21 protein-coding genes and 1 pseudogene are annotated in these 26,318 nt (G+C 57.6%); 10 read left to right on the top strand and 12 right to left on the bottom strand.

Features of this window, described 5'->3' with window-relative positions:
- Positions 1 to 201 precede the first annotated feature (201 nt).
- Positions 202 to 1,599, top strand: coding sequence for an OprD family outer membrane porin (locus IBT54_RS02730; protein ID WP_201251530.1), 1,398 nt, complete (start codon positions 202 to 204; stop codon positions 1,597 to 1,599).
- Positions 1,600 to 1,649: 50 nt separating this feature from the next.
- Positions 1,650 to 4,301 (top strand): annotated as a pseudogene (locus IBT54_RS02725) (beta-N-acetylhexosaminidase).
- A gap of 78 nt (positions 4,302 to 4,379) precedes the next feature.
- Here the strand turns inward: IBT54_RS02725 and IBT54_RS02720 are convergent.
- The 3 genes from IBT54_RS02720 to IBT54_RS02710 all read right to left on the bottom strand — a co-directional run bounded on the left by IBT54_RS02720 (position 4,380) and on the right by IBT54_RS02710 (position 8,763).
- Positions 4,380 to 6,821, bottom strand: coding sequence for a DUF3772 domain-containing protein (locus IBT54_RS02720; RefSeq protein WP_201251529.1), 2,442 nt, complete (start codon positions 6,819 to 6,821; stop codon positions 4,380 to 4,382).
- A gap of 227 nt (positions 6,822 to 7,048) precedes the next feature.
- Positions 7,049 to 7,996 (bottom strand): D-alanyl-D-alanine endopeptidase, encoded by a 948-nt coding sequence (pbpG, locus tag IBT54_RS02715; protein WP_013357207.1) that lies wholly within the window; start codon positions 7,994 to 7,996, stop codon positions 7,049 to 7,051.
- A gap of 179 nt (positions 7,997 to 8,175) precedes the next feature.
- Complete coding sequence (locus tag IBT54_RS02710) at positions 8,176 to 8,763, bottom strand: Yip1 family protein (RefSeq protein ID WP_013357206.1); 588 nt, start codon at positions 8,761 to 8,763, stop codon at positions 8,176 to 8,178.
- A gap of 205 nt (positions 8,764 to 8,968) precedes the next feature.
- Between IBT54_RS02710 and IBT54_RS02705 the strand changes: the two genes are divergently transcribed.
- The 4 genes from IBT54_RS02705 (at position 8,969) to IBT54_RS02690 (ending at position 14,844) form a co-directional block, all read left to right on the top strand.
- A complete protein-coding gene (locus IBT54_RS02705; protein ID WP_033782384.1) occupies positions 8,969 to 9,550 on the top strand; it encodes a DedA family protein in 582 nt (193 codons plus the stop codon).
- Positions 9,551 to 9,913: 363 nt separating this feature from the next.
- On the top strand, positions 9,914 to 11,728 hold the full coding sequence (locus IBT54_RS02700) for a glycoside hydrolase family 15 protein (protein WP_135909649.1): 1,815 nt from the start codon (positions 9,914 to 9,916) through the stop codon (positions 11,726 to 11,728).
- A gap of 214 nt (positions 11,729 to 11,942) precedes the next feature.
- Positions 11,943 to 13,055, top strand: coding sequence for a L,D-transpeptidase family protein (locus tag IBT54_RS02695; protein ID WP_013357203.1), 1,113 nt, complete (start codon positions 11,943 to 11,945; stop codon positions 13,053 to 13,055).
- Positions 13,056 to 13,242: 187 nt separating this feature from the next.
- Complete coding sequence (locus IBT54_RS02690) at positions 13,243 to 14,844, top strand: inorganic phosphate transporter (protein WP_147788501.1); 1,602 nt, start codon at positions 13,243 to 13,245, stop codon at positions 14,842 to 14,844.
- A 20-nt stretch (positions 14,845 to 14,864) separates the two neighbouring features.
- On the opposite strand, the gene IBT54_RS02685 is transcribed toward IBT54_RS02690, so the two are convergent.
- The 4 genes from IBT54_RS02685 to IBT54_RS02670 form a co-directional block, all read right to left on the bottom strand.
- Positions 14,865 to 16,052, bottom strand: a complete 1,188-nt coding sequence (locus IBT54_RS02685; protein ID WP_033782378.1) for an MFS transporter — start codon at positions 16,050 to 16,052, stop codon at positions 14,865 to 14,867.
- A gap of 70 nt (positions 16,053 to 16,122) precedes the next feature.
- Positions 16,123 to 17,073, bottom strand: a complete 951-nt coding sequence (gene dusC / locus IBT54_RS02680; protein WP_095707520.1) for a tRNA dihydrouridine(16) synthase DusC — start codon at positions 17,071 to 17,073, stop codon at positions 16,123 to 16,125.
- Positions 17,074 to 17,075: 2 nt separating this feature from the next.
- Positions 17,076 to 18,446: an ATP-dependent RNA helicase RhlE gene (gene rhlE, locus IBT54_RS02675; protein ID WP_013357199.1), complete on the bottom strand. Its 1,371-nt coding sequence runs from the start codon at positions 18,444 to 18,446 to the stop codon at positions 17,076 to 17,078.
- 217 nt (positions 18,447 to 18,663) lie between these two features.
- Positions 18,664 to 19,056 (bottom strand): YbhQ family protein, encoded by a 393-nt coding sequence (locus tag IBT54_RS02670; RefSeq protein ID WP_031594396.1) that lies wholly within the window; start codon positions 19,054 to 19,056, stop codon positions 18,664 to 18,666.
- A gap of 179 nt (positions 19,057 to 19,235) precedes the next feature.
- Between IBT54_RS02670 and IBT54_RS02665 the strand changes: the two genes are divergently transcribed.
- The 3 genes from IBT54_RS02665 to IBT54_RS02655 are packed head-to-tail and all read left to right on the top strand — an operon-like array spanning position 19,236 to position 22,203.
- Positions 19,236 to 19,997 (top strand): endonuclease/exonuclease/phosphatase family protein, encoded by a 762-nt coding sequence (locus tag IBT54_RS02665; protein ID WP_147788504.1) that lies wholly within the window; start codon positions 19,236 to 19,238, stop codon positions 19,995 to 19,997.
- Positions 19,994 to 21,238, top strand: coding sequence for a cardiolipin synthase ClsB (gene clsB, locus IBT54_RS02660; protein WP_098051156.1), 1,245 nt, complete (start codon positions 19,994 to 19,996; stop codon positions 21,236 to 21,238). The genes IBT54_RS02665 and clsB overlap by 4 nt, the downstream gene beginning before the upstream one ends.
- Positions 21,238 to 22,203 (top strand): lysylphosphatidylglycerol synthase domain-containing protein, encoded by a 966-nt coding sequence (locus IBT54_RS02655; RefSeq protein ID WP_013357195.1) that lies wholly within the window; start codon positions 21,238 to 21,240, stop codon positions 22,201 to 22,203. Before clsB ends, IBT54_RS02655 begins: the two co-directional genes overlap by 1 nt.
- A gap of 49 nt (positions 22,204 to 22,252) precedes the next feature.
- Here IBT54_RS02655 and IBT54_RS02650 read toward each other — a convergent pair whose 3' ends face one another.
- Both IBT54_RS02650 and IBT54_RS02645 read right to left on the bottom strand, forming a co-directional pair.
- On the bottom strand, positions 22,253 to 22,960 hold the full coding sequence (locus IBT54_RS02650) for a Bax inhibitor-1/YccA family protein (RefSeq protein ID WP_201251528.1): 708 nt from the start codon (positions 22,958 to 22,960) through the stop codon (positions 22,253 to 22,255).
- A gap of 98 nt (positions 22,961 to 23,058) precedes the next feature.
- On the bottom strand, positions 23,059 to 24,153 hold the full coding sequence (locus IBT54_RS02645; RefSeq protein WP_135909669.1) for a DUF1615 domain-containing protein: 1,095 nt from the start codon (positions 24,151 to 24,153) through the stop codon (positions 23,059 to 23,061).
- A 105-nt stretch (positions 24,154 to 24,258) separates the two neighbouring features.
- On the opposite strand from IBT54_RS02645, the gene IBT54_RS02640 reads away from it, so the two are divergent.
- Positions 24,259 to 25,044 carry an OBAP family protein gene (locus tag IBT54_RS02640; protein WP_201251527.1) on the top strand — a complete coding sequence of 262 codons (786 nt, stop codon included), beginning with the start codon at positions 24,259 to 24,261 and terminating at the stop codon, positions 25,042 to 25,044.
- A 95-nt stretch (positions 25,045 to 25,139) separates the two neighbouring features.
- Here the strand turns inward: IBT54_RS02640 and moaE are convergent, their stop codons facing one another.
- The 3 genes from moaE to moaC are packed head-to-tail and all read right to left on the bottom strand — an operon-like array spanning position 25,140 to position 26,317.
- Positions 25,140 to 25,592 carry a molybdopterin synthase catalytic subunit MoaE gene (gene moaE / locus IBT54_RS02635; protein WP_201251526.1) on the bottom strand — a complete coding sequence of 151 codons (453 nt, stop codon included), beginning with the start codon at positions 25,590 to 25,592 and terminating at the stop codon, positions 25,140 to 25,142.
- A gap of 1 nt (position 25,593) precedes the next feature.
- Positions 25,594 to 25,839 (bottom strand): molybdopterin synthase sulfur carrier subunit, encoded by a 246-nt coding sequence (moaD, locus tag IBT54_RS02630; RefSeq protein WP_013357190.1) that lies wholly within the window; start codon positions 25,837 to 25,839, stop codon positions 25,594 to 25,596.
- Positions 25,832 to 26,317, bottom strand: a complete 486-nt coding sequence (gene moaC, locus IBT54_RS02625; protein WP_090962843.1) for a cyclic pyranopterin monophosphate synthase MoaC — start codon at positions 26,315 to 26,317, stop codon at positions 25,832 to 25,834. Before moaC ends, moaD begins: the two co-directional genes overlap by 8 nt.
- Between the last annotated feature and the right edge of the window lies 1 nt (position 26,318).

Genomic DNA, 26,318 nt, shown 5'->3' with positions numbered 1-26,318 from the left:
ATATTTATTACTAACAACTTCATCAAAAAATTAATTCCTCTTCCCAGATTGCACCTTCTTTATTTTCTCTCATTGGGTTCTGCGCAACATCTCACAAATCATCATCCTGCTAATTGATAATTCGCGTCGCGAAAAATAGATTGTCGCCACTAAAACAAAAAGCCGTGTAATTGCCTTTATTTCATTCAGGGAGGAATGACCATGCGGAAAAATAATTTCGCGTTAGCGTTAACAGTAATAGCCACTGTGGTAATAGCCCTGTCAGCAATAAATTCATCACCCACTCATGCGGCCGGATTTATTGACGACGCATCGCTAAAAGGCAATGTTTTTTACTGGCAGCGGCAGCGGGATCGCAGAGACACCGATCCCGCCAGTGACTATCAGGGACAGTATCGGGCTAATTTACATCACGCCTCGCTCAACAGTAATCTCGACTTCCAGTCAGGCTACGCCGGAGAGTGGATAGGTCTGGACCTCGCCGTTTTTGGCGCTGCCGAACTTGCCAACAGTGGCCCCGCCGCGCCCAACGAAATTGGCTTCAGTAAGGCACGTACCCGCTGGGATGAAAAATGGAATGGCGACAGCGGCGGTGCTTCGGTTTATAAAGCCGCGCTAAAGCTTAAATATAACGATTACTGGTTACGCGCCGGATATATTCAGCCAACCGGCCAGACGTTGATTGCACCGCACTGGAGTTTCTTACCCGGCACCTATCGCGGTGTCGAAGTGGGTGCGCTATATGATTTTCAGGAAGCCGGAGCATTATCATGCTCGTGGATGTGGAGTGATAAATATAAGGCACCCTGGTATCGTGATTTATATGATTTCCGGCAGGCTGATGGCAAAACGCATATCAGCTATCTGCACTCATTCGGCATGAAATATGACTTCAAAAATAAACTGGTGCTGGAAGGTGCATTTGGTCAGGCGGCAGATTATATGGATCAATATTTTGCCAAAGCCTCCTGGTCGGCCACGCCTTACGGCAATGCACTCTCCACCAGCTATCAGTTTTACGGTGCACACGACAACGTGCAGGGCGGTGCGGCTAATTCCCGGGATGTTTATGACGGCCTCGCCTGGCTACAGGCAATCACGATCGGTTACAACGTCGGCCCGGTGGATCTGCGCCTCGAAGGCAGCTGGGTCAAAGCAGAGGGCAATCAGGGCTTCTTCCTGCAGCGCATGACGCCGGGCTATGCCAGCTCCAATGGCCGACTGGATATCTGGTGGGATGCCCGTTCCGACTGGAACGCCAATGGCGAAAAAGCGATCTTTGCCGGTGCGATGCTCGACTTAACACCGTGGCAGCTGGCGGGATGGAAAGTGGGCGCATCGTACGTCTGGGGCTGGGATGCCAGACCCGCCACCCTGCCCACCGTTGACCAGAGTCAGCGGTTGAAAGAGTCCGCCTGGAACCTCGATCTGATCTATCAAATCCAGCAGGGCCGCGCCAAAGATACCCTGTTTAAACTGCACTACACCCGCTACGACAATCACAGCGATCTGCCCAGTTACAGCGGCGGTTACGGTAACATTTTCCAGGACGAGAAGGACATCAAATTTATGGTTATCGTGCCGTTTACGCTGTTCTGATGCCCTGCGGACTTACGGATATCTCTTCACCAGCAAGGATAAAAATCAACATGTTAAAATTAAGTCTTATCGCGCTCACTCTGTTGGGCGTTGCAGTCACAGGCCGCGCCAGCCCGTCAGAGCAGCAGGTGGTGAATCAAATCAGCCAGTTTGGCATTACTTATGAAGTAAATGACAACCAGGCCGCTCTGAATGGCACCGACTGCGCCGCGCTGGGAGCCGATTATGCCGCCTGCAATCGCGCCACCATTACCCTGACCAATAACGGCCCGGCTCTGACCGACAAACACTGGGCCATCTACATGAGCAACGTTCACCAGACGCTGCGGGTCGAAAACGATCAGTTTAAAATGACGCATCTGGTAGGCGACTTAACCCGGCTGGAGCCGACGGAGAAGTTTACCGGCATTGGTGCAGGTGAGTCGGTGCAGATTCCCATCGTTAACGAATACTGGCAGCTGTTTGTCACTGATGTGATGCCGCGCTGGTATGTTACGTCCGGGCAGGCAGCGCCCAAAATTATTGCCAGCACCGATCATGAAGACTCCAGCCAGTTTGTATCGCCGCTGGGTGACCACTGGCGACGCAGTGCCGATGACCACAATGTCCTGATGCAGCCCGCCAGCCGGTTTGATAAAAACAGCGATGTTGCTGCCCTGCCCGTCTCTGCGCTGCGCGGTCAAATCACCCCCACGCCGCTTGAGGTGAAGCTCCGCCCGCAGGATGCCGATCTCAGCCGCGGCGTCAGGCTGATGCTTACCGGGCTGACACCTGAAACCGGTGAGGCGGTAAAACAGCGCCTCACCCTGCTCGGCCTGAAAGAAGCACCCGATGGATTCGCCATCACGACACAGATCAAGCCAGGCCACTTCAGCGGCAAAACGGCGAAATCGGGTGCATACAATCTAAATATCACGCCTCGCCGCGCCGTTGTGGTGGCCTACGATGCTGCCGGGGCTTTCTATGGTCTGATGTCGATTCTCTCACTGGTCCCTGGCGAGGGTGCGGCGCGTATCGCCGCGCTGGAAGCCCATGATGCGCCGCGCTTTGCTTATCGCGGCGCGTTTCTTGACGTTGCCCGTAACTTTCACAGTAAGCAGGCGGTGATGCGGCTGCTTGATCAAATGGCGGCGTGGAAGATGAACCGCTTTCACTTTCACCTGAGTGACGATGAGGGCTGGCGGCTTGAAATTCCTGGCTTACCGGAGCTGACTGACGTGGGCGCTAAACGCTGTCATGACCTGACTGAACAGCGTTGTCTGCTGCCGCAGCTCGGTTCCGGCCCGTTCAGCGATAACAACGGCAGTGGCTTCTTCAGTCGTGCTGATTACATCGACATTGTGAAATATGCGCAGGCGCGCCACATTCAGGTGATCCCGGAAATCGATATGCCCGCCCATGCCCGCGCGGCGGTTATCGCCATGGAAGCACGCTATCAGCAGCTGATGAAGGAGGGAGAATCTGAACAGGCCAGCGCGTATCGCCTGATTGATCCCACTGACGACTCCAATACCACCTCCGTGCAGCTCTATGACCGCACCAGCTATCTTAATCCCTGCATTGACGGCTCACAGCGCTTTGTTGACAAGGTGATCGGTGAAGTTCAGGCGATGCATCAGGAGGCGGGAGAGCCGCTCGATGTCTGGCATTTTGGCGGCGACGAGGCGAAAAACATCCGGCTGGGTGCAGGTTACTCTGACGAAAATAATCCTAAACCGGGCACCGGACTGCGCGACTGGCGTAACGAAGATCTGCCGTGGGCAAAATCGCAGGTCTGTCAGGCGCTGGTGAAGAGCGGCAAAGTAGAAGATTTCGCACACCTGCCGAGCTATTTTGCCCTGACCGTCAGTGAGATTGTTAACCGGCACGGCATTGGCAAAATGCAGGCGTGGCAGGATGGTTTAAAAGATGCCAGAAATGCCGCAGCCTTCGCCACCCCGCGGGTTGCGGTCAACTTCTGGGACACGCTCTACTGGGGCGGTTTTGACAGTGCCGCTGACTGGTCACAGAAAGGTTACGACGTGGTGATCTCCAGTCCCGACTACCTCTACCTGGACTTCCCGTATGAGGTGAACCCGCTGGAGCGCGGCTACTACTGGGGCACGCGTTTCAACGACGAGCGTAAAATCTTCGGCTTCGCACCGGACAACCTGCCGCAGAATGCGGAAACCTCGGTGGATCGCGACGGCAACGTTTTCAGCGCTAAATCAGAGAAGCCGTGGCGCGGTGCTTAGGGCATGTCGGCCCAGCTGTGGAGCGAAACCGTGCGAACAGATGCCCAGATGGATCACATGATCTATCCGCGCCTGTTTGTGGTCGCGGAACGAAGCTGGCACCGCGCCAGCTGGGAGCGGGATTACCAGCCAGGTCAGGAATACACGGGAGGCAAAACCTATCTCGTCGATCAGCAGGCACGCCTGCATGACTGGCAGCGATTTGCCAACCTGCTGGGACAGCGGGAACTGGCGAAGCTGGATAAAGCGGGTATCGATTATCGCCTGCCAGTGCCGGGAGCAAAAATCGTTGATGGCATCCTGTCGATGAACGTGGCCTTGCCTGGGGTAACGCTGGAGTACAGTCTGGACAAGGGGGTTAACTGGCAGCGCTATGATGCCAACAGACCGCCGCAGGTCAGCGGTGCCGTGGCAATCCGCTCGGTGAGCCGCGACGGGCAGCGCACCAGCCGCGTGGAAATTTTGTAGAAGGCGCGGTTAAGCACGGGCGAAGAAGCCAGCGTTGTGAACATAAAAAAGGCCGACAGAAGTCGGCCCCTTTCACACCTAAACCAGCTTCTCTTCGGGTACCGGCTCCACACCCGGCATCTGACGGCGCTCGATAATCATGGTTTGCGGTGTGGAGAGCAGAATGCCCTCTTTACGCAGACGCGTCAGAATATCGAACAGCAGGTCGCTCTTCGCCCCTGAGATCTGGCGCTGACCCGCTACGTTACCCGTGACGCTCAGAATAATGCCCTGCTGAGTCAGATCTTTAAACGAAACAGACGGCTCCGGCGTTTCCAGAATACGTTCGTTCTCGTTGTAAACTTCCAGCAGAATATCGCGCACCTTCACCGGATCGATATCCAGCGGGAAAGTCAGCGTAATCGTGACCACCCCCTGCGCATTGCCCATGGTCGCATTGCGCACGTTCTGCGAGATAAACTGCGAGTTCGGCACAATCACCGTGGACTTGTCGCCCAGCTGAATCTCGGTGGCGCGCACGTTAATGCGGCGGATGTCCCCTTCAATGCCGCTGATGCTCACCAGATCGCCGACTTTCACCGGACGCTCGGTTAACAGAATCAGCCCCGAGATAAAGTTCTTCACGATCTCCTGTAAGCCAAAACCGATACCAACCGACAGCGCACTGACAATCCACGCCAGTTTGTTCCATTGCAGACCCATGATCGACAGGGTCAGCAGGATAATCAGCACGTAACCGATGTTGCTGAACAGCGTCACCAGCGACACGCGCATCCCCGCATCCATGGTGGTTTTTGGCAGGAAATCGGTTTCGAGCCAGCGGCGTACTGAGCGCAGCACATAGATTCCGACAATCAGGCAGATTATCGCATTCACCATGTGTGCCGGTACGATGTTCAGGGATTCAAGGCCTTTACCGCCCCAAAATTCAATCGCTTTCTGCAGCAGCTCAAGCGGCGTTGAGGAGGCAAAGGTGCCGTTGACCAGCGCCAGTGCCACAACCAGCACCAGGAAGGTTTTACCGATGGCCGTCAGCAGCGTGGCCGTCTGCTGCAGGTGACGCTCATTAATGTTAAGTGAACTCTGGATGCGGCGACCGGTCGGGTTACTGGTCGAAAACAGGCTCTCACAGCCATCTTTCAGCAGGTGACTGAGGAAGTAGAACGAGCCAAACAGCAAGCCGCACCAGATCAACTCATAACTCAGGAAGCGCGCCAGCGTAACGTAGCCAATCAGCAGCGAGACCAGGATCGCAATTGCGGTCAGCGTCAGGCCCATCTGTATCAGTCCGACCAGCGTTGAGCGCGCTTCAGGCGGGGTGCCCGCCAGCGTCATGCGACGACGCACACGGTTGGTGCGCATGCTGATCGCCAGCGCAGTACAGCCAATCAGCAGAGCTGTCAGCCCGTTGGCAAAAATGGTGGTATTCAGGCTGGTGCCGACGCTGTAATTGAACGCCTCGACCGTCTGGAAGATAAAGACCAGCACCGCAGTAATCGGTGGAAACGGTTTTAACGCCATCGCCACTTCATTAGAGATGGTTGGTAATCGCCAACTGGGCCGACGGGTAGAAAGGAACGCGCGTCCCAGTCCGGCAATCAGGCCACAAAAGACGCTGAGCCGAACCAGTTGATCCACAAAGTCCTGAACGTTTTCAGAGACCTCATCACGGCGGGTGAAAGCCAGGGAGATAAAGTTAAAGGTGAGGACAACCGCCACCAGCGTGGTGAGCGCTATCGCTGCCGCCAGGAAACTGCGACGCAGCTTCCCTTCCGGCAGTTTATTAATGCTGACCCAGGCCAGAAACTCTTCACTGTAACGACGGCCCACCGTCATTACCAGCAGCGCTGCCAGCAGCCAGAAGACACTGCCCACGCGCCAGCCCGGCTCCCAGGAGAGCGCAGCGGTATCCTGCAACTCCTGCAGGAACTCACCAATTTTCTCGCCATCCAGATCCTGTGTACTCAGCAACGGTGACCAGAAGCGCGCCCCGAGGATGCTGCCGGAGTTCAGCGCCAGCTGGCTTTTTAGCTGATCGCGACGCAGGTTAACAATCTGCGAGGAGAGCATCAGTGCGCCATTTTTAATGCCTTCCGCCTGCTTAATCTGGTCGTCGAGTTTGCTTTTCTGACTCTCCAGCGTGTTACGCTTGCGCGTCACTTCCGGCGTCTCTTTGACGCCGCTGTCCGCTTTCGGGGCCGGACCCAGCACCTGCAACTGGGCTTCCAGTTGCTGGCGATCGGGAACCAGCACCTGACCCAGCGTATCGGCATTACCGGAGAGCTCCAGCGCCATTTCATTCAGCTGCGTCAGCTTGTTTTCGCCAGCATCGACAGAAACCTGACTTTTAATTTTGTCGAGGATCTTCTGCATTTTCGGCAGTTCAACCGCGGCCTTCAGCTTCGGCGGAGCATCCTGTTCCTGAGCAGCACCGGCCGTATCATCCGCGGCCAGCGCCAGCGCCGGGGCAAACCCTGCCAGCGCCAGCATTAACAATGCAAAAAGGGATCGTATAAACATATGTGTAAGATTCCGGCAGCTTAAATCAGGCGATCTTCCCTCGCCAGTCGCGCGTAAGTTTAGGGCTTTGCAAGGGATGGCAATATAGGAATAACGGGCATTTTTCGGGCTGATTCGGGACAGGCAGCGGCATGAACATCGCTGTATGCCTCTGCCTGTTTCTTCCCGGCTACCTGCTCAGCCTGCAGGCAATGCCGGTGCGCGCCGTGCGCAACACCGGCTATTTTCTACTCAACGTCGGCACTGCCGGCACCATTGCTGGCAACCTGGCCCGACTTCTGCTTTTTATACGCCAGCGCAGCGGCAGGCACTGGCGCGGCTTTGCCGGTCTCAATCCAGCTGCGCAGACGGTTAGCGTCGGCGAAGTGGGTATATTTGCCAAAGGCATCCAGCACCACCAGCGCCACCGGACGATTGTTAATCATCGTGCGCATCACCAGGCAGTGGCCGGCCTCGTCGGTATAACCGGTTTTGGTCAGCTGAATATGCCAGTCATTTTTATAGACCAGATGGTTGGTATTGCGGAACGGCAGCGCGTAGCTCGGATGGGCAAACACGGCCGTCTCTTCTTTTGTGGTGCTGAGCGCCCCAAGCATCGGATATTCCCGCGTCGCTTTGAGTAACTTCACCAGGTCCTGCGCGCTGGAGACGTTCTGCGTTGAGAGGCCGGTTGGCTCCACATAGCGGGTCTGTTTCATGCCGAGTGACCGCGCTTTAGCATTCATTGCCTGGATAAAGGCGCGATAACCGCCCGGATAGGCGTGGGCCAGGCTGGCGGCGGCACGGTTTTCTGAAGACATCAGCGCCAGTAACATCATATTGCGGCGGCTGATCTGGCTGTTGAGCTTAACGCGCGAGAATACGCCACGCATTTCCGGCGTCTGGCTGATATCGACGTTAATCATCTCATTCATCGGCAGATGCGCATCCAGCACCACCATCGCGGTCATCAGCTTGGTGATAGACGCAATGGGCCTGACCCGATCCGGGTGACTGGAGAAAAGCACTTTATTGGTGGTGAGGTCGACAATCATCGCACTGCCAGAAGCGATCTGCGGCTGAGCAATAGGCGTAAGTTGCGACAATGAAGTCGTCGCCTGCGCCGGAAGTGAAACAATCTGCCCGGAAACGAGCAGCGCCAGCGAAAGCAGGGTGGAGCGAATTTTTGCAGGCATCGTAGAAAAAAACCCGGTTATGATTGTGTACTGTGTCAGACCGACACAGGCCGCCCGCTTCAGTCACGTCGGCGCGCGGGCTGGCAGCAGCATCATACGCTTTAGGTTAAGAAATTTCCTGGTGAGATTGTTTCCGGGCGTAAAAAGAGAACTGCCGCCAGAGCGGCGGCAGCGGTCAGTCAGAACAGATGCGGTCCATATCCCCACAGCACCACGGTTAATGCCAGTAACACTTCAAAAACCAGCACGCCGATGGCAAGCGTTGAGCCGGAAAAACGCAGGCTCTCTTCGCGATCGATATTCAGAAACAGGGGAATGCCAATATAGAGCAGATAGCCGGTGTAGAGCAGCGCCAGCGCCCCTGCCAGTACACAGAGCCAGACCAGCGGATAGAGTGCCACCAGCCCGCTGAGAAACAGTGGCGTTGCCACGTATCCCGCAAACACGGTGCAGCGCTGGACGCCGGGACGCTGCGGATAATCACGCGCCATCCAGTGGATCACGCGCCCCATAACCGCGACGCCACCCAGAATAATCAGGTAGAACAGAATGCCCAGCGCGATGCCGGTTGCCAGGTTAAGTTGCACATATTGCCCCTCGCCCAGATTCCAGCCCAGCTGAGTTGTACCGACAAAGGCGCAGATCACCGGGATCGCCGCCATCAGCAGAACATGGTGGGTGTAGTGGTGCGAGACGCTCTCATTCTCTTGCTTGATATGACGCATTTCCTGGTTCGGATGCGCCAGAAGTCCCCAGACATGGTTCATACAGTCACTCCTCTGATGCGATGGGCCGCCCGGTGATGCATGCGTCTTTGGGGGCAGCGTCTCCTCAAGTATAAACGGCAGTGAAATTTTCGTGGTGACCGGACAAAAAAACAGCATAAATAAACAGACCCGTGGTGGCCGGGCGGAAGCGAAGCCAAATCGCGTATAGACTGAAAGAAATCATCACCGAACAGGGAGAGTCATTTTGCATCTGGATATCAACGCATTAATTACGCAATACGGTTATCTGGCACTTTTTATTGGCTGTATTGCCGAGGGGGAGACATTTACGCTGCTGGGCGGCGTGGCCGCGCATGAGGGGCTGCTGCATTATGTGGGGGTCGTGCTGGCGGCAATGGGTGGCGGCATTGTTGGCGATCAGCTGCTCTACTGGGTCGGTCGCCGCTGGGGCACGCGGATCCTTCGCCGCTTTAAAAAGCATCAGGACAAAGTGGTGAAGGCAAACCGCCTGATCAAACGCCGCCCCAGCCTGTTCGTGATTGGCGTGCGATTTATGTATGGCTTCCGGCTGATTGGCCCCATCATCATCGGTGCCAGCCGCCTTAACCCGATGAAGTTTTTTATTCTTAACGTCATCGGGGCGGCTATCTGGTCGCTGATCTTTGTGACGCTGGGCTATTTCGCAGGCGGCATCATCGCGCCGTGGCTGCATAAACTCGACCAGCATCTGAAACATCTGCTGTGGCTGGTCGGGGCGGTCGTCTTTGCCTTTGTGCTGCGCTGGGTGATCCGTCGCTGGCACAACCGCCGGGCCGATCAGCAATAAACGAATGGCGTATTCTCCTGATTACACAGAGGTGGGGCGGCGCGGGGGGGGGGGGGGGGGGCGGGGGGGGGGGGAGGGGGGGGGGGGGGGGGGGGGGGGGGCGCCGCGGGGGGGGGGGGGGGGGGGGAAAAAAAAAAAAAGGGGGGGGGTGGTGGCCCCCCCCGGGGGGGGGTGGTTCTCAAAACCCCCCCGCCCCCCCCCCGCTGAAAAGCGTCTGGCGACCTGTTGACGATGACGTGAGTCTCACCCGCCCACTTTCCCCTCTCCTTCCTTATTCAATCGCGCGTTAACCATCTGTGCCCAAACGAAGCCGCATCGGATGGCTCAGCTATAGTTAGGATGGACACTGACAGGGAGATAAGAATGAGTAAGGTAAAACGTAAGATTGAAGACCACGGCGTCATCGGCGATTTGCGCACCTGTGCGCTGGTCGCTAACGACGGCACTATTGATTATCTCTGCTGGCCTGAACTCGACAGCCCGTCGGTGTTTGCCGCCCTGCTCGACAGCGATGATGCCGGCCTTTTCTCCCTCGCACCTGACTGGCCCAATGCGCGGCGTCAGCAGCTTTACCTGCCCGACACGAATATCCTGCAGACGCGCTGGCTGGATGATGAAGGCGTGGCGGAAATCACCGACTACATGCCGATTTGTGATGATAAGAACAAACTGCCGCGCCTGATCCGCCGGGTCAAGATGGTTCGCGGCAGCGCAACCTTTCAGCTGCGCTGTTCACCGCGTCATGACTACGCCCGGGCGCAGACCCGGGCCGAAGCGCACAACGGCTGCATCGACTTTCATGCTGAAGGTCAGCCGTCGCTGCGCCTGGCAGCCTCCGTGGTGATGACGCTTGAAGACGACAGCGCCACTGCCCACTTCACGTTACAGCCTGGCGAACATGCGCAGTTCGAATTTGGCAGCGTGGATGATGCACATATCGAAGCGCTGGCCACCGAGCACTGCTTCGAAGAGACGCTGAACTACTGGCGACGCTGGAGCGCCCGGAGCACCTATCAGGGACGCTGGCGCGAGATGGTGCAGCGCTCGGCACTGGTCCTGAAGCTGCTGACTTCACATCAGCACGGCTCGATTGCGGCGGCGGCAACCTTTGGCCTGCCTGAAGAGCTGGGCGGCGAACGCAACTGGGACTATCGCGCCTCCTGGATCCGCGACGCCTCGTTCAGCATGTATGCACTGATGCGGCTGGGCTACGTGGATGAAGCCAAACACTTTACCCACTGGGTCGGCCGCTGTGTTGAAAACAGCCATCATGATGAGATGCGCCTGCAGGTAATGTACCGGCTGGACAGCGGCACCGAGCTGCATGAGATGGAATTACTCAATCTCTCCGGCTATGCCGACTCCCGTCCGGTTCGCATCGGCAATGACGCCTGGCAGCAAACCCAGCTCGATATCTATGGCGAGCTTATGGATGCGGTCTATCTGGCCAATAAGTATGGTGAGGCGATCTCGCAGCGCGGCTGGGAGCATGTGGTCAAGATGATCGACTGGCTGTGTGAACACTGGAATCAGCCCGATGCCGGTATCTGGGAGATGCGCGGTGAACCCGAGCATTTCCTGCATTCGCGTCTGATGTGCTGGGTGGCAATGGATCGTGCGCTGCGTCTCGGCATGAAGCGATCTCTGCCGATGCCTTATGAACGCTGGGATCGGGCGCGTCGCGAGATCCGCGAAGATATCTGGGCAAACTTCTGGAACAGTGAACGCGGCCATTTCTCTGCCACCCGTCATGGTGAACATCTTGACGCCTCCATGCTGCTGATGCCGCTGGTGCGCTTCGTCGGTGCCACCGACCCGGACTGGATTGCCACGCTGGACGCGATCAAAACCAATCTGGTCAGCGACGGTATGGTGCGGCGTTACAATACGCATGAAACACCAGCCGATGGCCTCAAGGGATCGGAAGGCTCCTTTGGTGCCTGCTCATTCTGGTATGTCGAGTGTCTGGCGCGCGCGGGCCGGATTCAGGAAGCGCATTTTGAATTTGAGAAGCTGCTGAGCTACGCCAATCCGCTGGGCCTGTACGCCGAGGAGTTTGACAGCCACGGTCATGCGCTGGGCAATACGCCGCAGGCGCTGACGCATCTGGCGTTAATCAGTGCCGCCTTTTTCCTGAATCGCAAACTCAGCGGTGAACAGACGCAGTGGCAACCTTAATCAGGACTGCCCCCGGAAAGCCGCATTTTACACGCCCTGCTTTCCGGAAATGCGCTAACATCCGCGGTGAATTTACGTAAAGTATTGCAGGCAGGTTAAATTCCCGATTCACAACGTCAGATTAATGAACATATAATGCGCAGCAGGTCACATTGGCCAGCATGAATTCGACACATAGACCAGCCTGAAATATGGCGATAAAGACTTGTAAAATATGAAAATTATTCGCGCTTTCGCTTCAATCGCTCTGGCTCTGGCGGCATTCAGCCAGTCAGCCTTTGCTGTGGTTTACCCGTTACCGCCGGCCAACAGCCGTCTGATCGGGGAAAATATTGAAATTACGGTTCCTGAAGACAGCAAGCTGCCGCTGGAAGCTTTTGCGGCGCAGTACCAGATGGGCCTCAGCAATATGCTGGAAGCCAATCCGGGTGTTGACGTTTATCTGCCTAAAGCTGGCAGCAAAATGATCATCCCACAGCAGCTGATTCTGCCTGACGCACCGCGTGAAGGTATTGTGATTAACAGCGCAGAGATGCGTCTTTACTACTACCCGAAAGGCAGCAAAACCGTCGTGGTGCTGCCAATTGGTATCGGTGAATTGGGTAAAGATACCCCGATTAACTGGACCACAGCGGTAGAACGTAAGAAAGATGGCCCGACCTGGACGCCAACCAAAGGTATGCATGCGGACTATGCGGCACGCGGTGAAACGCTGCCAGCCGTGTTCCCGGCAGGCCCGGATAACCCGATGGGTCTTTACGCGCTCTATATCGGTCGTCTCTATGCGATTCACGGCACCAACGCCAACTTCGGTATCGGCCTGCGCGTGAGCCACGGCTGTGTGCGTCTGCGCGCTGACGATATTAAATGGCTGTATCAGAACGTGCCGGTCGGAACCCGCGTCCAGTTCGTCGATCAGCCGGTAAAAGCGACCGTAGAGCCAGACGGTTCACGTTATGTTGAAGTGCATAACCCGCTGTCTACTACCGAAGAGCAGTTCAACTCGCGCGAGCTGGTGCCGATTACGCTGACGCAGGCAGTAAGCAAAGTGCTGGTTGATGCCAGCGTCAATCAGGATCAGGTTAACGGTGCCATTCAGGGCCGTACCGGTATGCCGGTAAAAGTGAACGGTGTGGAAAACAACATCCAGACTGCACCTGTACCAATGCCGGAAAACCCGCAGGCTGCACCACAGGAACAGCCGATGACGCCAGTGACCCCACAGGGTGCAAACAGTGATGCTGCACAGCCACAGCAGCCCGCCACTGAGCAGGCCGCACCGGTCACACCAGCAGCACCTGCAGCAGCGGCCAATACCAACTCGTAATCGCCGTCCTGCTCTAAGAAGCCAGCGCCTGTCGCTGGCTTTTTTATTGCCTGGATTAAGGCAAATTACCGAACATTTCCGCCCTCCTTCCACGCGTGACCATCATTAATCTGTCATATAAAGCGCGTATCACACTCCGTTAACCCGATGCAAATCAGCATCCGGCATCAGCCACGTGAGGTACACCATGAGCGAAAACAGTCTCTCCTCCTCATCAGCCCGGGGACGCCCCGATTTCAACGGTAAGGGCAGCCGCTTCAGCAAACCGCTGTTTTTCATTCTGCTGATCGCCGGGCTGGCCTTCGCCGGGCTCAACCTGGTTAATGATGTTGAAGAAACCAACACCCCGGTCACCAGCTATCTGCCGTTCTTTCTGCTGGGACTGGCGCTGCTGATTGCGCTCGGTTTTGAATTCGTCAATGGCTTTCACGATACCGCCAATGCGGTCGCCACGGTGATCTACACCCATTCGCTGACGCCTGGCGTGGCAGTAGTCTGGTCCGGTTTCTGTAACTTTATGGGCGTACTGCTCTCCAGCGGCGTGGTGGCCTTTGGCATTATCTCGCTGCTGCCGGTCGAGCTGATCCTGCAGGCCAGCAGCGGCAACGGCTTCGCCATGGTCTATGCGTTGCTCTTCTCCGCCATTATCTGGAATCTCGGCACCTGGTATTTTGGCCTGCCCTCGTCGTCATCGCATACGCTGATTGGTTCGATTATCGGCGTCGGGGTGGCTAACGCCATGCTGCATGGGCGCAGCGGACTGAGCGGCGTGGACTGGGATCAGGCACTCAAGGTCGGCTATGCCCTGCTGCTGTCGCCGGTGGTGGGTTTTGTCTGCGCCGGGCTGCTGCTCTGGGTGATGAAGATGTTTATCCGTAATCGCCAGCTTTATCAGGCCCCGAAAAGTGACCAGCCACCGCCGGTCTGGATCCGTGGTCTGCTGATCCTGACCTGTACCGGCGTCTCCTTTGCGCACGGCTCCAACGACGGCCAGAAAGGAATGGGGCTGATTATGCTGATCCTGGTGGGCACCATGCCGATCGCCTACGCCCTGAACCGATCGCTGCCGGCCGATCAGATCCCACGTGTGGCCGCACTGACTGAAGTGACCGCCCATCAGCTACTGCAACTGCAACCGGCGACGGCGCATCCCCCGGCGGCCCGCGACGTGCTGACCGGCTTTGTCGGCAGCAACCAGATGAACGCCGAGGTGTTACCGGCGCTGGCGCGGACGCTTAACGAAGTGGGCGATCAGATTCGCCGTTACGGCTCGATGGATAATATCCCTGCCCAGGCGGTGACCAATACCCGCAACCAGATGTATCTGGCTTCGGAGTCGATCAAGCATCTGCAGACCGCGAAGGTGACGCTGCCGCAGGAGACCGAACGCAATCTTAAGGCTGTGAAAACCGAACTCGACAGCGCCACCCGCTTTATTCCGATGTGGGTGAAAGTGGTGGTGGCGATAGCGCTGGGGCTTGGCACCATGGTCGGCTGGCGCAGAATTGTGGTAACGGTGGGAGAACGAATCGGCAAAACCCATCTGAGCTATGCCCAGGGTGCCAGCGCCGAGCTGGTGGCGATGATGACTATTGGCGCAGCCGATGGCTTTGGCCTGCCGGTGTCGACCACCCATGTGCTATCGTCCGGCGTGGCGGGCACCATGGCGGCCAACCGCTCTGGTCTGCAGTTTTCGACTCTGCGAAATCTGGCTGTCGCCTGGGTATTGACGCTGCCAGTCTCCATTCTGCTTTCTGCCCTGCTCTACTGGGTGTTTACCCATTTCTGATAGTCAGTGCTCACCACCGGTCAGGTGGTGAGCCGTTGCTGCGTATAGAGCCGCAGCGTAATCAGCAGCGCGCCCAGCACCATCACGGCGGCAGCCAGATAGACCGACTGCATCCCCCAGTGTCCGATAAATAAGCCCGCCACCGGCCCGGTTAAACCGAGTCCCAGATCGAGAAAGGCGGAATAGGTGCCCAGCGCCGAGCCCTGATCCTGACGCTCAACCCGTTTAACTGCCTCAACGCCCAGCGCCGGGAAGACCAGCGAGAAACCGCTACCGGTGAGGAACGCGCCCGCGCCCACCAGCCAGGCGCTGTCCGCCTGCCAGATAATCAGCAGTCCCAGACACTCCAGCAGGAAAGAGAACAGCGACACGCGCAGTCCGCCAAAGCGGGTAATAAAGCGACCAAAACCCAGCCGCACCAGCACAAACCCCAGGCTGAACAGCGTCAGCGCATAGGCCGCGCCCTGCCAGTCGCGGCTGGCAAAATAGAGGGTGATAAAGGTGGCGATGACGCCAAAGCCGATGGTGCCGAAGCCCAGCGCCAGGCCATAAAGCCAGACGCGGGAGAAGACGCGATGAAACGGAATGCGCTCGCCCACACTGACGGTGACCGCCGGTTTGCGGCTGGCCATCAGATACCCAACGACGCCCATCAGCGCAATCAGTCCGGCAAATCCGCTCATACCAAATTGACTGTTCAGCAGCACACCCAGCGGCGCACCAACAGCCATCGCCAGATAGGTGGCGACACCGTTCCAGGAGATGACGCGCGCGGTCTGCAACGGCCCGACGATATTCATGCCCCACAGCGTGGAACCGGTGCTGCTGAAGCTTTCGCCCACGCCAAGAAACAGTCGCCCGATAGCCAGCAGCGCCAGACTCAGCCACGGCCAGCTGCTCAGCAGCGCCGCCACGATAGTCAGCACCCCGCTCATGCCGCAGCAGAGCAGCCCCAGCATTACCACCCTTTTTGGCCCCAGGCGATCGGCGAGACGGCCCGACTGCGGACGGCTGAGCAGCGTTGCAAAATACTGGATGCTGATAATCAGACCGGCGATAAAGGAGCTGAAGCCAAGCTGATTTTTGACGAAGCCCGGCAGCACGGCCAGCGGCAGTCCGACGGAGAGATAGCAGAAGAAAGTGAAAATGATAACTGAGAGGATTCGTTTGTTGAGCTGACTGTTGCTCAACACAGCGGTGTCAGACATAGCAGGCTTGTGGTGTGGGAAATTTTGCCCACTATACCGTCAGGCGGTTAAGGGGTCGCCTGATTTTTTATCACAAACCATGAACATGTGCATGACGGTCAATTGCCTGCGCGATGTCGCCCGAGTTTTTTAACGCACGGATTTCACTGAATAAGCCATCGGCTTCGCCATACGCTTTGCGCAGATAACCGAGCCACTGTTTGATCCGCGCCACATGATAGAGGCCGGTATCGCCCTGCTTCTCCAGCCGGCTGTATTTCTGCAATAACCGCACCACATCGGGCCAGGCCATCGGCGGTTCGTTGTATTTCACCACCCGGCTCAGGTTAGGGATGTTCAGTGCACCACGGCCAATCATTACCGCATCGCAGCCGGTGACCGCCATACAGTTTTGCGCGCTTTGCCAGTCCCATATCTCGCCATTAGCAATCACCGGAATGCGCAGCCGCTGACGAATGTCGCCAATCGCCTGCCAGTTGATCGCTTCTGCGCGATAGCCCTCTTCTTTGGTCCGTCCATGCACTGTTAGTTCGCTGGCACCGGCCTGCTGGACCGCGTCGGCAATCTCCAGGCTGCGGGCACTGGAATCCCAGCCGAGCCGCACTTTTACCGTTACCGGCAAATCGGCAGGCACCGCTTCACGCATCGCTTTCGCGCCGCGATAAATCAGATCGGGATCTTTCAGAAGGGTTGCGCCGCCTCCGCTGCCGTTGACCAGTTTAGAGGGACAACCACAGTTGAGATCAACACCCCAGGAACCCAGCTCCACCGCGCGTGCGGCGTTCTCGGCTAACCATTCGGGATGCTGCCCCAGCAGCTGCATCCGCACCCGCGTGCCGGATGGCGTACGGCTGGCGTGATGCAGTTCGGGGCAGAGACGGGTGAAGGATTTTACCGGCAGCAGTTGATCGACTACGCGCAAAAACTCAGTGATGCAGAGATCGTAGTCGTTCACTTCCGATAGCAGCTGGCGCACCAGTGAGTCCAGCACGCCCTCCATCGGAGCCAGTAAAACCCTCATACTCAGACGTTTCCAGTGCGCTTCGGAGCCGGACGACGTGGACGGGCTGCGGGCTTATCGCCCTGAGGTGCCGCCTGGCTCTGACGACGCGCCTGAGGACGTTTGTCGCCGGATGAAGATGAACGCGATGCGCCTGCACCCTGTCCGCCCTGACCACGCCCACGACCGCCACCACCTGCACCGCCACGAGACTGCTGCTGACGACCGTTGATGATCGGCTCGGCCTTGATGCTCGGATCCGGTTCATAACCCTCAATCGCCAGACGCGGGATTTCACGCTTCAGCAGACGCTCGATATCACGCAGCAGTTTGTGCTCATCGACGCAGACCAGCGACAGCGCGACACCGGTCGCCGCCGCACGGCCGGTACGGCCAATACGGTGAACGTAATCTTCGGCGACGTTAGGCAGCTCGTAGTTCACGACGTGTGGCAGCTCTTCGATATCCAGGCCACGGGCCGCGATATCGGTCGCAACCAGCACGCGAATGCCGCCTGACTTAAAGTCGGCCAGCGCACGGGTACGGGCACCCTGGCTTTTGTTACCGTGGATTGCGGCAGCGGTGATGCCATCTTTGCCCAGCTGCTCGGCAAGGTGGTTAGCGCCGTGTTTGGTACGGGTAAAGACCAGTACCTGCTGCCAGTTACCTTCGCCGATCAGCTGCGACAGCAGTTCCCGCTTACGCTTCTTATCAACGAAATGCACCTGCTGCGCCACCTGCTCAGAAGCGGTGTTGCGGCGAGCCACTTCAATCATTTCCGGGTTGGTCAGCAGTTTTTCCGCCAGGCCTTTGATCTCATCCGAGAAAGTGGCTGAGAACAGCAGGTTCTGACGTTTGGCCGGCAGACGTGCCAGTACGCGACGAATGTCGTGGATAAAGCCCATATCCAGCATACGGTCCGCTTCATCCAGCACCAGAATTTCGACCTGTGACAGGTCAACGGCATTCTGCTGAGCCAGATCCAGCAGGCGACCTGGCGTGGCCACCAGCACATCGACGCCGCCACGCAGCTTAACCATCTGTGGATTGATGCTGACGCCACCAAACACGACCAGCGAACGCAGCGAGAGATATTTGCTGTAGTCGCTGACGTTTTCGCCGACCTGCGCCGCGAGTTCACGGGTTGGGGTCAGGATCAGGGCGCGCACCGGGCGACGACCGCGGATGGGCGTCGCGGTGGCAGAGAGTTTCTGTAACAACGGTAAGGTAAAGCCGGCCGTTTTGCCGGTGCCGGTCTGGGCACTCGCCAGCAGATCGCGGCCTGCCAGCACCACAGGAATCGCCTGGCGCTGGATAGGTGTAGGTTCGCTGTAGCCTTGTTCGGCAACCGCGCGCAAAATATCGGCACTCAGGCCGAGAGAGTCAAATGACATTACGTGGTTTACTCCGGTCCGCTCTGGCCGTGATTCACGGTGTAGTTTTCAGAGGGATAGTGACGGCAGCTGGGGCTGACGCGTGAAAAGGGCACAAACTACGATGCGTAAGCGGGCGAGTGTAGCAGCTTTAAATGAAGTGTGCGAGATAGCTCACATTTACTGACATAACTTAACTGCGCAGAAACAGGAAGGCCACCTCGCGGTGGCCTTCAACTTAACTACGTTTATTTTCGATGCGCCGCGGTGGCTCTTTCGCCAGCAGCGAAACCAGCGCCGGACCCAGCAACATCACTACGCCGAGACAGGCCAGCAGCAGGTTGTTGTGGTAAATCCGCGACACCAGGAACAGTGTCATCATGGCGGCGCCAAAGTAGTAAGTGGTGGTCGCTTCTTCAAGATAATCGCCGAGCGTACGTAAACGGGCGATGCGCTGTGTCACCAGCATGGCAACAAAAACCAGTGCGTACATCGCCACCAGCGTGCTGCAGACATCAACCAGCGCCTTGTGTTTCCAGCCCCAGATCAGCGCAGCGATCACCAGTAGATGCATAGCGATATGCAACAACGTCTGACCCGTGATGATTTGAATACGATTAGACCATTTCATTCAATTCTCCTGGCAGACCCAACAGGTCGCCCAAGTGCTACCGGCACAAGCCGGAAACGGTTTCCTCAATGTAAAACAATTTTCGGATAACGCCCTAAATATCGCGCTCTCTCACCACCCATTTGTGACAAAGACTACACTTTGATTCTATTGATGATGAAAAGGAGTGCGTCGCGAGTATGCCACAAAATGCGCAAGGATTTTCAATAAAAGTCCTGACGATCAATACACACAAGGGGTTTGCCCCGTTTAATCGCCGCTTCATCCTGCCGGAATTGCGCGAAGCCGTTCGCGCAACCTCGGCGGATGTGGTCTTTCTCCAGGAGGTAATGGGCACCCATGCCATCCACTCCCTTAACCATGAAGAGTGGCCTGAATCGCCTCATTATGAGTTTCTGGCTGACACCATGTGGAACGATTTCGCCTACGGCCGCAATGCGGTCTATCCGGAGGGACATCACGGCAATGCCGTGTTGTCACGCTTTCCGATAACTGACTATGAGAACCGGGATATCTCGGTGGCAGGCAGTGAAAATCGCGGCATGCTGCACTGTCAGATCGCCCTGCCCGAGCCGCACGGCACGCTGCATGTCATCTGTGTTCACCTGGGTCTGAAAGAGTCGCATCGTCACGCGCAGATGAAGAAGATCTGTGAAATGGTCAACTCGCTGCCGCCCGACGCGCCGGTCGTCGTAGCAGGCGATTTCAACGACTGGCAGCGACGCGCTAACGCCATATTAAAACAGGGCGCAGGCCTGAAAGAGGTATTCAGTATGAAGACCGGACGCCCGGCGCGCACCTTCCCGGCGCGCTTCCCGCTATTGCGGCTTGACCGCATCTATGTGCGCAACGCCACCGTCAGTCATCCGTGGGCGCTGCCGCGTAAGCCCTGGTCCCATCTTTCCGATCACGCGCCGCTGGCGGTGGAGATTCATCTATGAATTTTAACTGGCAGGAAGGCAACCGGCTGCTGTTGCTGGAAAATGGTGAAGCGTTTTTCCCGCGCGTCTTTGGCGCGATTCAGCGGGCAGAACGCTCAGTTCTGATCGAAACCTTTATTCTGTTTGAGGATGACGTCGGCAACGCCCTGCACCGCGAATTGCTGGCAGCGGCCCAGCGCGGCGTGCGGGTCGAAGTGATGGTCGATGGCTACGGCTCAGCTGAACTCTCCGACAAGTTTGTGAACAGCCTGACCAGCGCGGGTGTGCGTTTCATCTATTACGATCCGCGCCCGCTGGTGATGGGGATGCGCACCAACGTCTTCCGCCGCCTGCACCGTAAAACGGTGGTGGTGGATGACGTGGTCGCCTTTGTCGGCGGCATCAACTTCTCGGCTGAACATAACACCGATTATGGCCCGGAGGCGAAACAGGATTACGCGGTACAGGTCAAAGGCCCGGTCGTGGCTGACATCGCCCGCTATCTGCAACAGGCGATTGGCAGCGAACAGCATACCCGCCGCTGGTGGGGATCGCGCTCTCATCGTCCGGCGGTGAATGCTAAACCCGGCGATGCCCAGGTGCTCTATGTCTATCGTGATAATGACGAGCACCGCGACGACATCGAAGTGCACTATCTGGAGATGCTGCGCGAGGCGAAGCGGGATGTAATTATTGCCAACGCCTACTTCTTCCCAGGCTACCGGCTGCTGCGTGAGATGCGCAATGCCGCGCAGCGTGGCGTCCGGGTGCGGCTAATTGTGCAGGGCGAGCCGGATATGCCGATTGTGAAAGTGGGCGCAGAGCTGCTCTACAACTATCTGGTCGATGGTGGCGTTGAAGTCTACGAATATATCCGTCGTCCGCTGCACGGCAAGATCGCCGTAAAAGATGATTACTGGGCGACCGTCGGCTCCAGCAACCTCGATCCGCTGAGCCTCTCTCTGAACCTGGAAGCTAACCTGATCATCCATGACCGGCCGTTCAACCAGACGCTGCGTGACAACCTCGAAGCGCTGCTGGCCAACGACTGCCAGCGCGTGCAGGAGGATCGCCTGCCGCCGCGCAACTGGTGGCAACTGAGCAAAAGCGTGGTGGTATTCCATTTCCTGCGTCATTTCCCGGCCATCGCGGGCTGGCTTCCGGCACACACGCCGCAACTGGCTCAGGTCAGTGCGCCAGTACAGCCTGAAATGGAAACGCAGGATCGTGTAGAAGCAGACAACCCGGGAGCAAAATCCTGATGGCAAAAAAACATCCACGCTGGCAGCTGGCAAAAAAAATCCTCACCGTGCTGTTTTTCGTCGCGGTGGTGGTTCTGCTGGTGGTTTATGCCCGCAAAGTGAACTGGGAAGATGTTTATGAGGTCATCGTTAACTACAATCGCTTTGTCGTCCTGACCGCCGCCGGACTGGTGGTGCTGAGTTACCTGGTGTATGGCTGCTATGACCTGATTGGCCGCGCCTACTGCGGCCATAAGCTGGCGAAGCGGCAGGTCATGCTGGTGTCGTTTATCTGTTACGCCTTTAACCTGACGCTGAGTACGTGGGTGGGCGGTGTCGCCATGCGCTACCGGCTCTATTCCCGGCTGGGCCTCGACAGCGGCACCATCACCCGCATCTTCTCCCTGAGCATCGCGACTAACTGGCTGGGCTATATTCTGCTGGCGGGCGTGGTATTCAGTGCGGGCATGGTCTCGATCCCCGGCGGCTGGTTTATCGGTGAGACTACGCTGCGGCTGATTGGCGTGGTTCTGCTGGTGCTGGTGGCGATTTACCTCTGGGCCTGCGCCTTCTCAAAACAGCGTCGCTGGACGATTAAAGGCCAGACGCTGCAGCTGCCTTCACTGCGCATGGCGCTGCTGCAGTTTGCGGTTTCCTGTGCCAACTGGATGGTGATGGGCGCGATTATCTGGCTGCTGCTGGGACGCGACGTGGGCTATCCGATGGTGCTAGGCGTCCTGCTGATCAGCAGTATTGCCGGGGTAATCATTCACATTCCGGCGGGCATTGGCGTTCTGGAAGCGGTGTTCCTGGCGCTGCTCAGCGGTCAGCACGCTTCGCATGGCACCATCATTGCGGCGCTGCTGGCCTATCGTGTGCTCTACTTTATCCTGCCGCTGCTGTTAGCGCTGGTGCTCTATCTGGGCCTGGAGAGTCGGGCGAAGCATCTGCGTCAGAAGAACGAGCAGAAGTTACAGAAATCGTAATAAAAAAAGGGAGGCGCAACCTTCGCGCCTCCCCCTTTTACACTGAAAATCAGCGGCGGTTACCGAGGATCCGCAGCAGCATCAGGAACAGGTTAATGAAGTCGAGATAGAGCGTCAGCGCGCCCATGATCGAATAGCGACGCAGGTTTTCCGTGTCGCGGGCATCAATCTGCTCACCGATGTTTTTCAGCTTCTGCGTGTCATAAGCGGTTAATCCCACAAAGAGCACCACGCCGATATAGGTAATCGCCCACATCAGCGCCGGGCTTTTGAGCCAGAAGTTCACCAGCGACGCCAGCACAATGCCAATCAGCCCCATAAACAGCAGGCTGCCAAAACGGCTCAGATCGCGTTTGGTGGTATAGCCGTAGAAGCTCATCGCACCAAACATCCCTGCCGTGACAAAGAAGGTACTGGCGATGGAGGAGTAGGTGTAGACCAGGAAGATACTCGCCATGGTAATGCCGGTCAGCGCCGAATAGAGCATAAACAGCCCGTTGGCTACGGCTCCGCTCAGACGATGCACCATGCCTGACAGGAAGAACACCAACGCCAGCTGCGCAATAATCAGCCCGAAGAAGGTAATGCGATTGGCAAACACCAGCTCCATCACTGCGGGCGTACGCGCCGCGAACCAGGAGACAAATGCGGTCAGTAACAGACCGCAGGTCATCCAGCCATAGACCTGCGCCATATAGGCTTGTAAACCGCGAGATGCGGGTTGAACGATGGAATCATTGCGTGGATATCGGTCCATGATGCACCTCTTGTTGAACGGATGAACAGCTCCCTGCCGGGAGCCATGCCAGAGTTAAGTGTGGCACAGCTCAGCTCAACTGTGCCACAACATGCCGGTTAACGCCGCGACAGACACTGCTGATAACGGCTGTCGACGCGCTGCGCAAACCACGCCGTCGTCAGATTACGGGTAATTTTCGGGCTTTCCAGCTTAATGCCCGGCAGCATTTCACGCGGCAGCTTACGGCCTGCCATTTTATCCGCCAGGGCAAAGACCTGTTTCCAGAGTTCGCTGTCGCTGAACGATTCTTTCTCCCCTTTCTCCAGATCGCGGCGAATGGCGCTGTTGCTCATGTCGATCTGCTTTGAGAGCGTCCGCACCGCCAGTTCGGTGCCGCCCGCCGCGTCTGAGCCATAGAGGATCAGATCGCCATCCAGCGCCAGCTTCATGCCGGTGGCTTTTGACACTGCCGCCTGGAACGCCGCATTGCGGCTGGCGTACCAGCCTGCATTGTAGTCGGCAAAGCGATAGAGCGGCTGGCTGTAGTCAGCCGGATAGCCGAGCAGGTGCATCGTCCCGAAGTAGATCCCGCCGTGACGGGTAAAGACTTCGCGTCGGATGGTGCCATCGATCGGCCACGGATAGCCTTTGGCGTGCGCTTCGGCAAACGCGATGCTGACCTGCATCGGCCCGCCGGTGTGAATTGGGTTGAGATTGCCGAACAGCGTCTGGCCCATCGGCACCATATCGATCAGATCATCGAAGATGGCGCTGAGGTCTTTTTCACTGCGCACCTTGTCCAGCCGGGCGGCGTAGCTTTCTCCGGTCGGCGATTTGATCAGCAGCGCGGTGCGCACCAGGAAGGCCGGGACGTGCACCTGCGCTGCACGGCGGTTGATCTCGCCCCAGGCGATTTTTGGCAGGCCTGGCACCGCGGCCTCGGCGCTGAAGTTACTCTCCTGATCCGCCACGGCGATTACCGCGCACAGGTTACTGGCGCTGGGGTCGATCTGCTGCGTGCGGAAGGTGGTGTAGATATCGTCGCTCCAGGCCGCTTTATTGCTGACATGCGACGGCAGCAGCCGCTGGATTTGCGCTTTGACATCTTCAGGCTGCCGTACCGGCGCCTCCGGCGTTTTCTTGCTGCTACAACCCGCCAGCACCAGGGCGGCAACCAGTGTCAGACGTTGCAGAATCGGGGTGGATGACATGCCTGTCCTCAGAATGAACCAAAACCCTACTCTATCATCGCCAGAGTTTCACAGGCAGGAGAGAACTGAACTAAGGTTACTTTTTTAACGTTAAAGGAACTTACGATGTTTAAACTCTGGCCTGTTGCGGCGTTCAGCCTGTTATTAACCGGCTGCGGCGCCAGTAATACCCCTGCCCAGGTGCAGTCACCGGGCGCGCCCACCTCCTCCTCACTGAAAGTGCTGGAGACCGGCGCCAGTGTGATGCAGTCACGTCCGCCTATCGACGCCATCAATACTTATCTCGATGGCTTCCATTTTTATAACGGCGATAAAAACGGTCAGATGGAGGCGCACCACTATGTCACCGTGCTGAACGACGATGTGATGCAGGCGGTGATTTACGATGGCAACACGCGCGACGCGCGGCTGATGGGCGTGGAGTACATCATCAGCGAACGGCTGTTTAAGACCCTGCCGCCCGAAGAGAAAAAGCTGTGGCACAGCCATCAGTATGAGGTGAAATCGGGCACGCTGATTGCGCCAGGCTTACCGAAAGTTGCCGACCACGCGCTGATGACCCGCATCGTGAATACCTATGGCAAAACCTGGCACACCTGGCATACCGATCGCGACAAAACGCTGCCGATCGGCATTCCGGCGCTGATGATGGGCTTTACCCAGGATGGTCAGATGGATTCACGGCTGCTGGCGGATCGCGATCGCCGTTTTGACGTGGACAGCAAGCAGATCCGGGCCGAGCGGGCGGATATCGTAGCCAATCCGGCGGCGCCGGGTGCTAACGCCTGGGAGAAGGGCCAGGTTATTCAGCTTAAGCGCACCAGCGGTGGTGGTGAGCACAGCCACGGTCAGACCGGGTTTGGTCCGGCGGAGCAGCTGAAGCAGCCGTAGGCGTTGTGTATGCGTGTTAGCGGGCTGTGACGCGGGAGGGATCAGCGGTAACGCAGCGAGCGGAGAAACCTCTGCCCGCTTGCGCCATTAATGCCTTAGTCCCAGCGCCGGGCCGCCTGGTGGTCGCTGTCGCGGGCATCCACCCAGCGATCGCCCTGCTCTGTCGCTTCGCGCTTCCAGAACGGCGCGCGGGTTTTCAGGTAATCCATGATGAACTCCGCGGCAGAAAAGGCGCTACCGCGATGGGCGCTGGTGACGCCCACCAGCACGATCTCATCGCCGGGAAACAGCTCGCCGACGCGGTGGATTACCGTGACGCGCTGCAGCGGCCAGCGTTCGCGCGCAGCATCAACAATCTCCTGCAGCGCTTTTTCGGTCATGCCGGGATAGTGCTCCAGCGTCAGCGCCGCCACGTTATCACCCAGATTGTGGTTACGCACTTTGCCGGTAAAAGTCACTACCGCTCCATCTTCATCACAGGCCGCCAGCCAGCGATACGCTTCCGCCATATCAAAGGGTTCGGGGCCGACGCGAATCTGCGTTTCCATCTTAGCCTCCGGTTACGGGCGGGAAAAAGGCCACTTCATCACCAGCATGCAGCGGGTGACTCATCGGCACCAGCGTCTGATTAACCGCCGCCAGCAGTTTGCCCGACTCCAGCGCCAGCGCCCAGCGATCGTCGCGTTCGGCCAGCGCAGCGCGCAGCGCCGCCACATCCGGATAGTCAGCGTTAACCTCAAGGGAAGCGGTGCCGATCAGCTCGCGCACCTGGGCGAAAAACAGCACCTTAATCATGCGTGACCGCCTGAAAATCGCCGCTTTTGCCGCCGCTCTTGCTGATTAAGCGCAGCTGATCGATGACGATATCTTTCTGCACGGCTTTGCACATGTCGTAGATGGTCAGCGCGGCAACTGAAGCGGCCGTCAGCGCTTCCATCTCGACGCCGGTTTTGCCGGTCAGTCGGCAGAGCGTGGTGATGCGCACCCGGTTATGATCCGGTTCCGCTTCCAGATTCACTTCCACTTTGCTCAGCATCAGCGGATGACAGAGCGGGATCAGCTCCCAGGTGCGTTTTGCTGCCTGGATCCCGGCGATGCGCGCCGTGGCGAAGACATCCCCTTTGTGATGGCTGCCTTCCATAATCATCTGCAGCGTTTCCGGCTGCATCAGCACCAGCACTTCGGCGCGCGCTTCGCGCACAGTTTCAGCCTTGGCGGAAACATCCACCATGTGCGCTTCGCCCGCGGCGTTAATGTGTGTGAGTTGAGACATA

Source organism: Pantoea sp. S62 (assembly GCF_016658625.1).
Classification (GTDB): Bacteria; Pseudomonadota; Gammaproteobacteria; order Enterobacterales; family Enterobacteriaceae; genus Pantoea; species Pantoea vagans.
The sequence above is the reverse complement of the archived record's forward strand: the minus strand, read 5'-3'. Positions and strand labels throughout refer to the sequence as shown.

Coding starts and splice junctions, on each gene's coding strand:
- IBT54_RS02655 (WP_013357195.1), top strand. CDS start 21,238: ATGGCAAAAAAACATCCACGCTGGCAGCTGGCAAAAAAAATCCTCACC.
- pbpG (WP_013357207.1), bottom strand. CDS start 7,996: ATGCCTGCAAAAATTCGCTCCACCCTGCTTTCGCTGGCGCTGCTCGTT.
- IBT54_RS02700 (WP_135909649.1), top strand. CDS start 9,914: ATGAGTAAGGTAAAACGTAAGATTGAAGACCACGGCGTCATCGGCGAT.
- moaC (WP_090962843.1), bottom strand. CDS start 26,317: ATGTCTCAACTCACACACATTAACGCCGCGGGCGAAGCGCACATGGTG.
- IBT54_RS02720 (WP_201251529.1), bottom strand. CDS start 6,821: ATGTTTATACGATCCCTTTTTGCATTGTTAATGCTGGCGCTGGCAGGG.
- IBT54_RS02710 (WP_013357206.1), bottom strand. CDS start 8,763: ATGAACCATGTCTGGGGACTTCTGGCGCATCCGAACCAGGAAATGCGT.
- clsB (WP_098051156.1), top strand. CDS start 19,994: ATGAATTTTAACTGGCAGGAAGGCAACCGGCTGCTGTTGCTGGAAAAT.
- IBT54_RS02695 (WP_013357203.1), top strand. CDS start 11,943: ATGAAAATTATTCGCGCTTTCGCTTCAATCGCTCTGGCTCTGGCGGCA.
- IBT54_RS02730 (WP_201251530.1), top strand. CDS start 202: ATGCGGAAAAATAATTTCGCGTTAGCGTTAACAGTAATAGCCACTGTG.
- IBT54_RS02640 (WP_201251527.1), top strand. CDS start 24,259: ATGTTTAAACTCTGGCCTGTTGCGGCGTTCAGCCTGTTATTAACCGGC.
- IBT54_RS02650 (WP_201251528.1), bottom strand. CDS start 22,960: ATGGACCGATATCCACGCAATGATTCCATCGTTCAACCCGCATCTCGC.
- IBT54_RS02665 (WP_147788504.1), top strand. CDS start 19,236: ATGCCACAAAATGCGCAAGGATTTTCAATAAAAGTCCTGACGATCAAT.
- rhlE (WP_013357199.1), bottom strand. CDS start 18,446: ATGTCATTTGACTCTCTCGGCCTGAGTGCCGATATTTTGCGCGCGGTT.
- moaD (WP_013357190.1), bottom strand. CDS start 25,839: ATGATTAAGGTGCTGTTTTTCGCCCAGGTGCGCGAGCTGATCGGCACC.
- IBT54_RS02645 (WP_135909669.1), bottom strand. CDS start 24,153: ATGTCATCCACCCCGATTCTGCAACGTCTGACACTGGTTGCCGCCCTG.
- IBT54_RS02690 (WP_147788501.1), top strand. CDS start 13,243: ATGAGCGAAAACAGTCTCTCCTCCTCATCAGCCCGGGGACGCCCCGAT.
- IBT54_RS02670 (WP_031594396.1), bottom strand. CDS start 19,056: ATGAAATGGTCTAATCGTATTCAAATCATCACGGGTCAGACGTTGTTG.
- dusC (WP_095707520.1), bottom strand. CDS start 17,073: ATGAGGGTTTTACTGGCTCCGATGGAGGGCGTGCTGGACTCACTGGTG.
- IBT54_RS02685 (WP_033782378.1), bottom strand. CDS start 16,052: ATGTCTGACACCGCTGTGTTGAGCAACAGTCAGCTCAACAAACGAATC.
- moaE (WP_201251526.1), bottom strand. CDS start 25,592: ATGGAAACGCAGATTCGCGTCGGCCCCGAACCCTTTGATATGGCGGAA.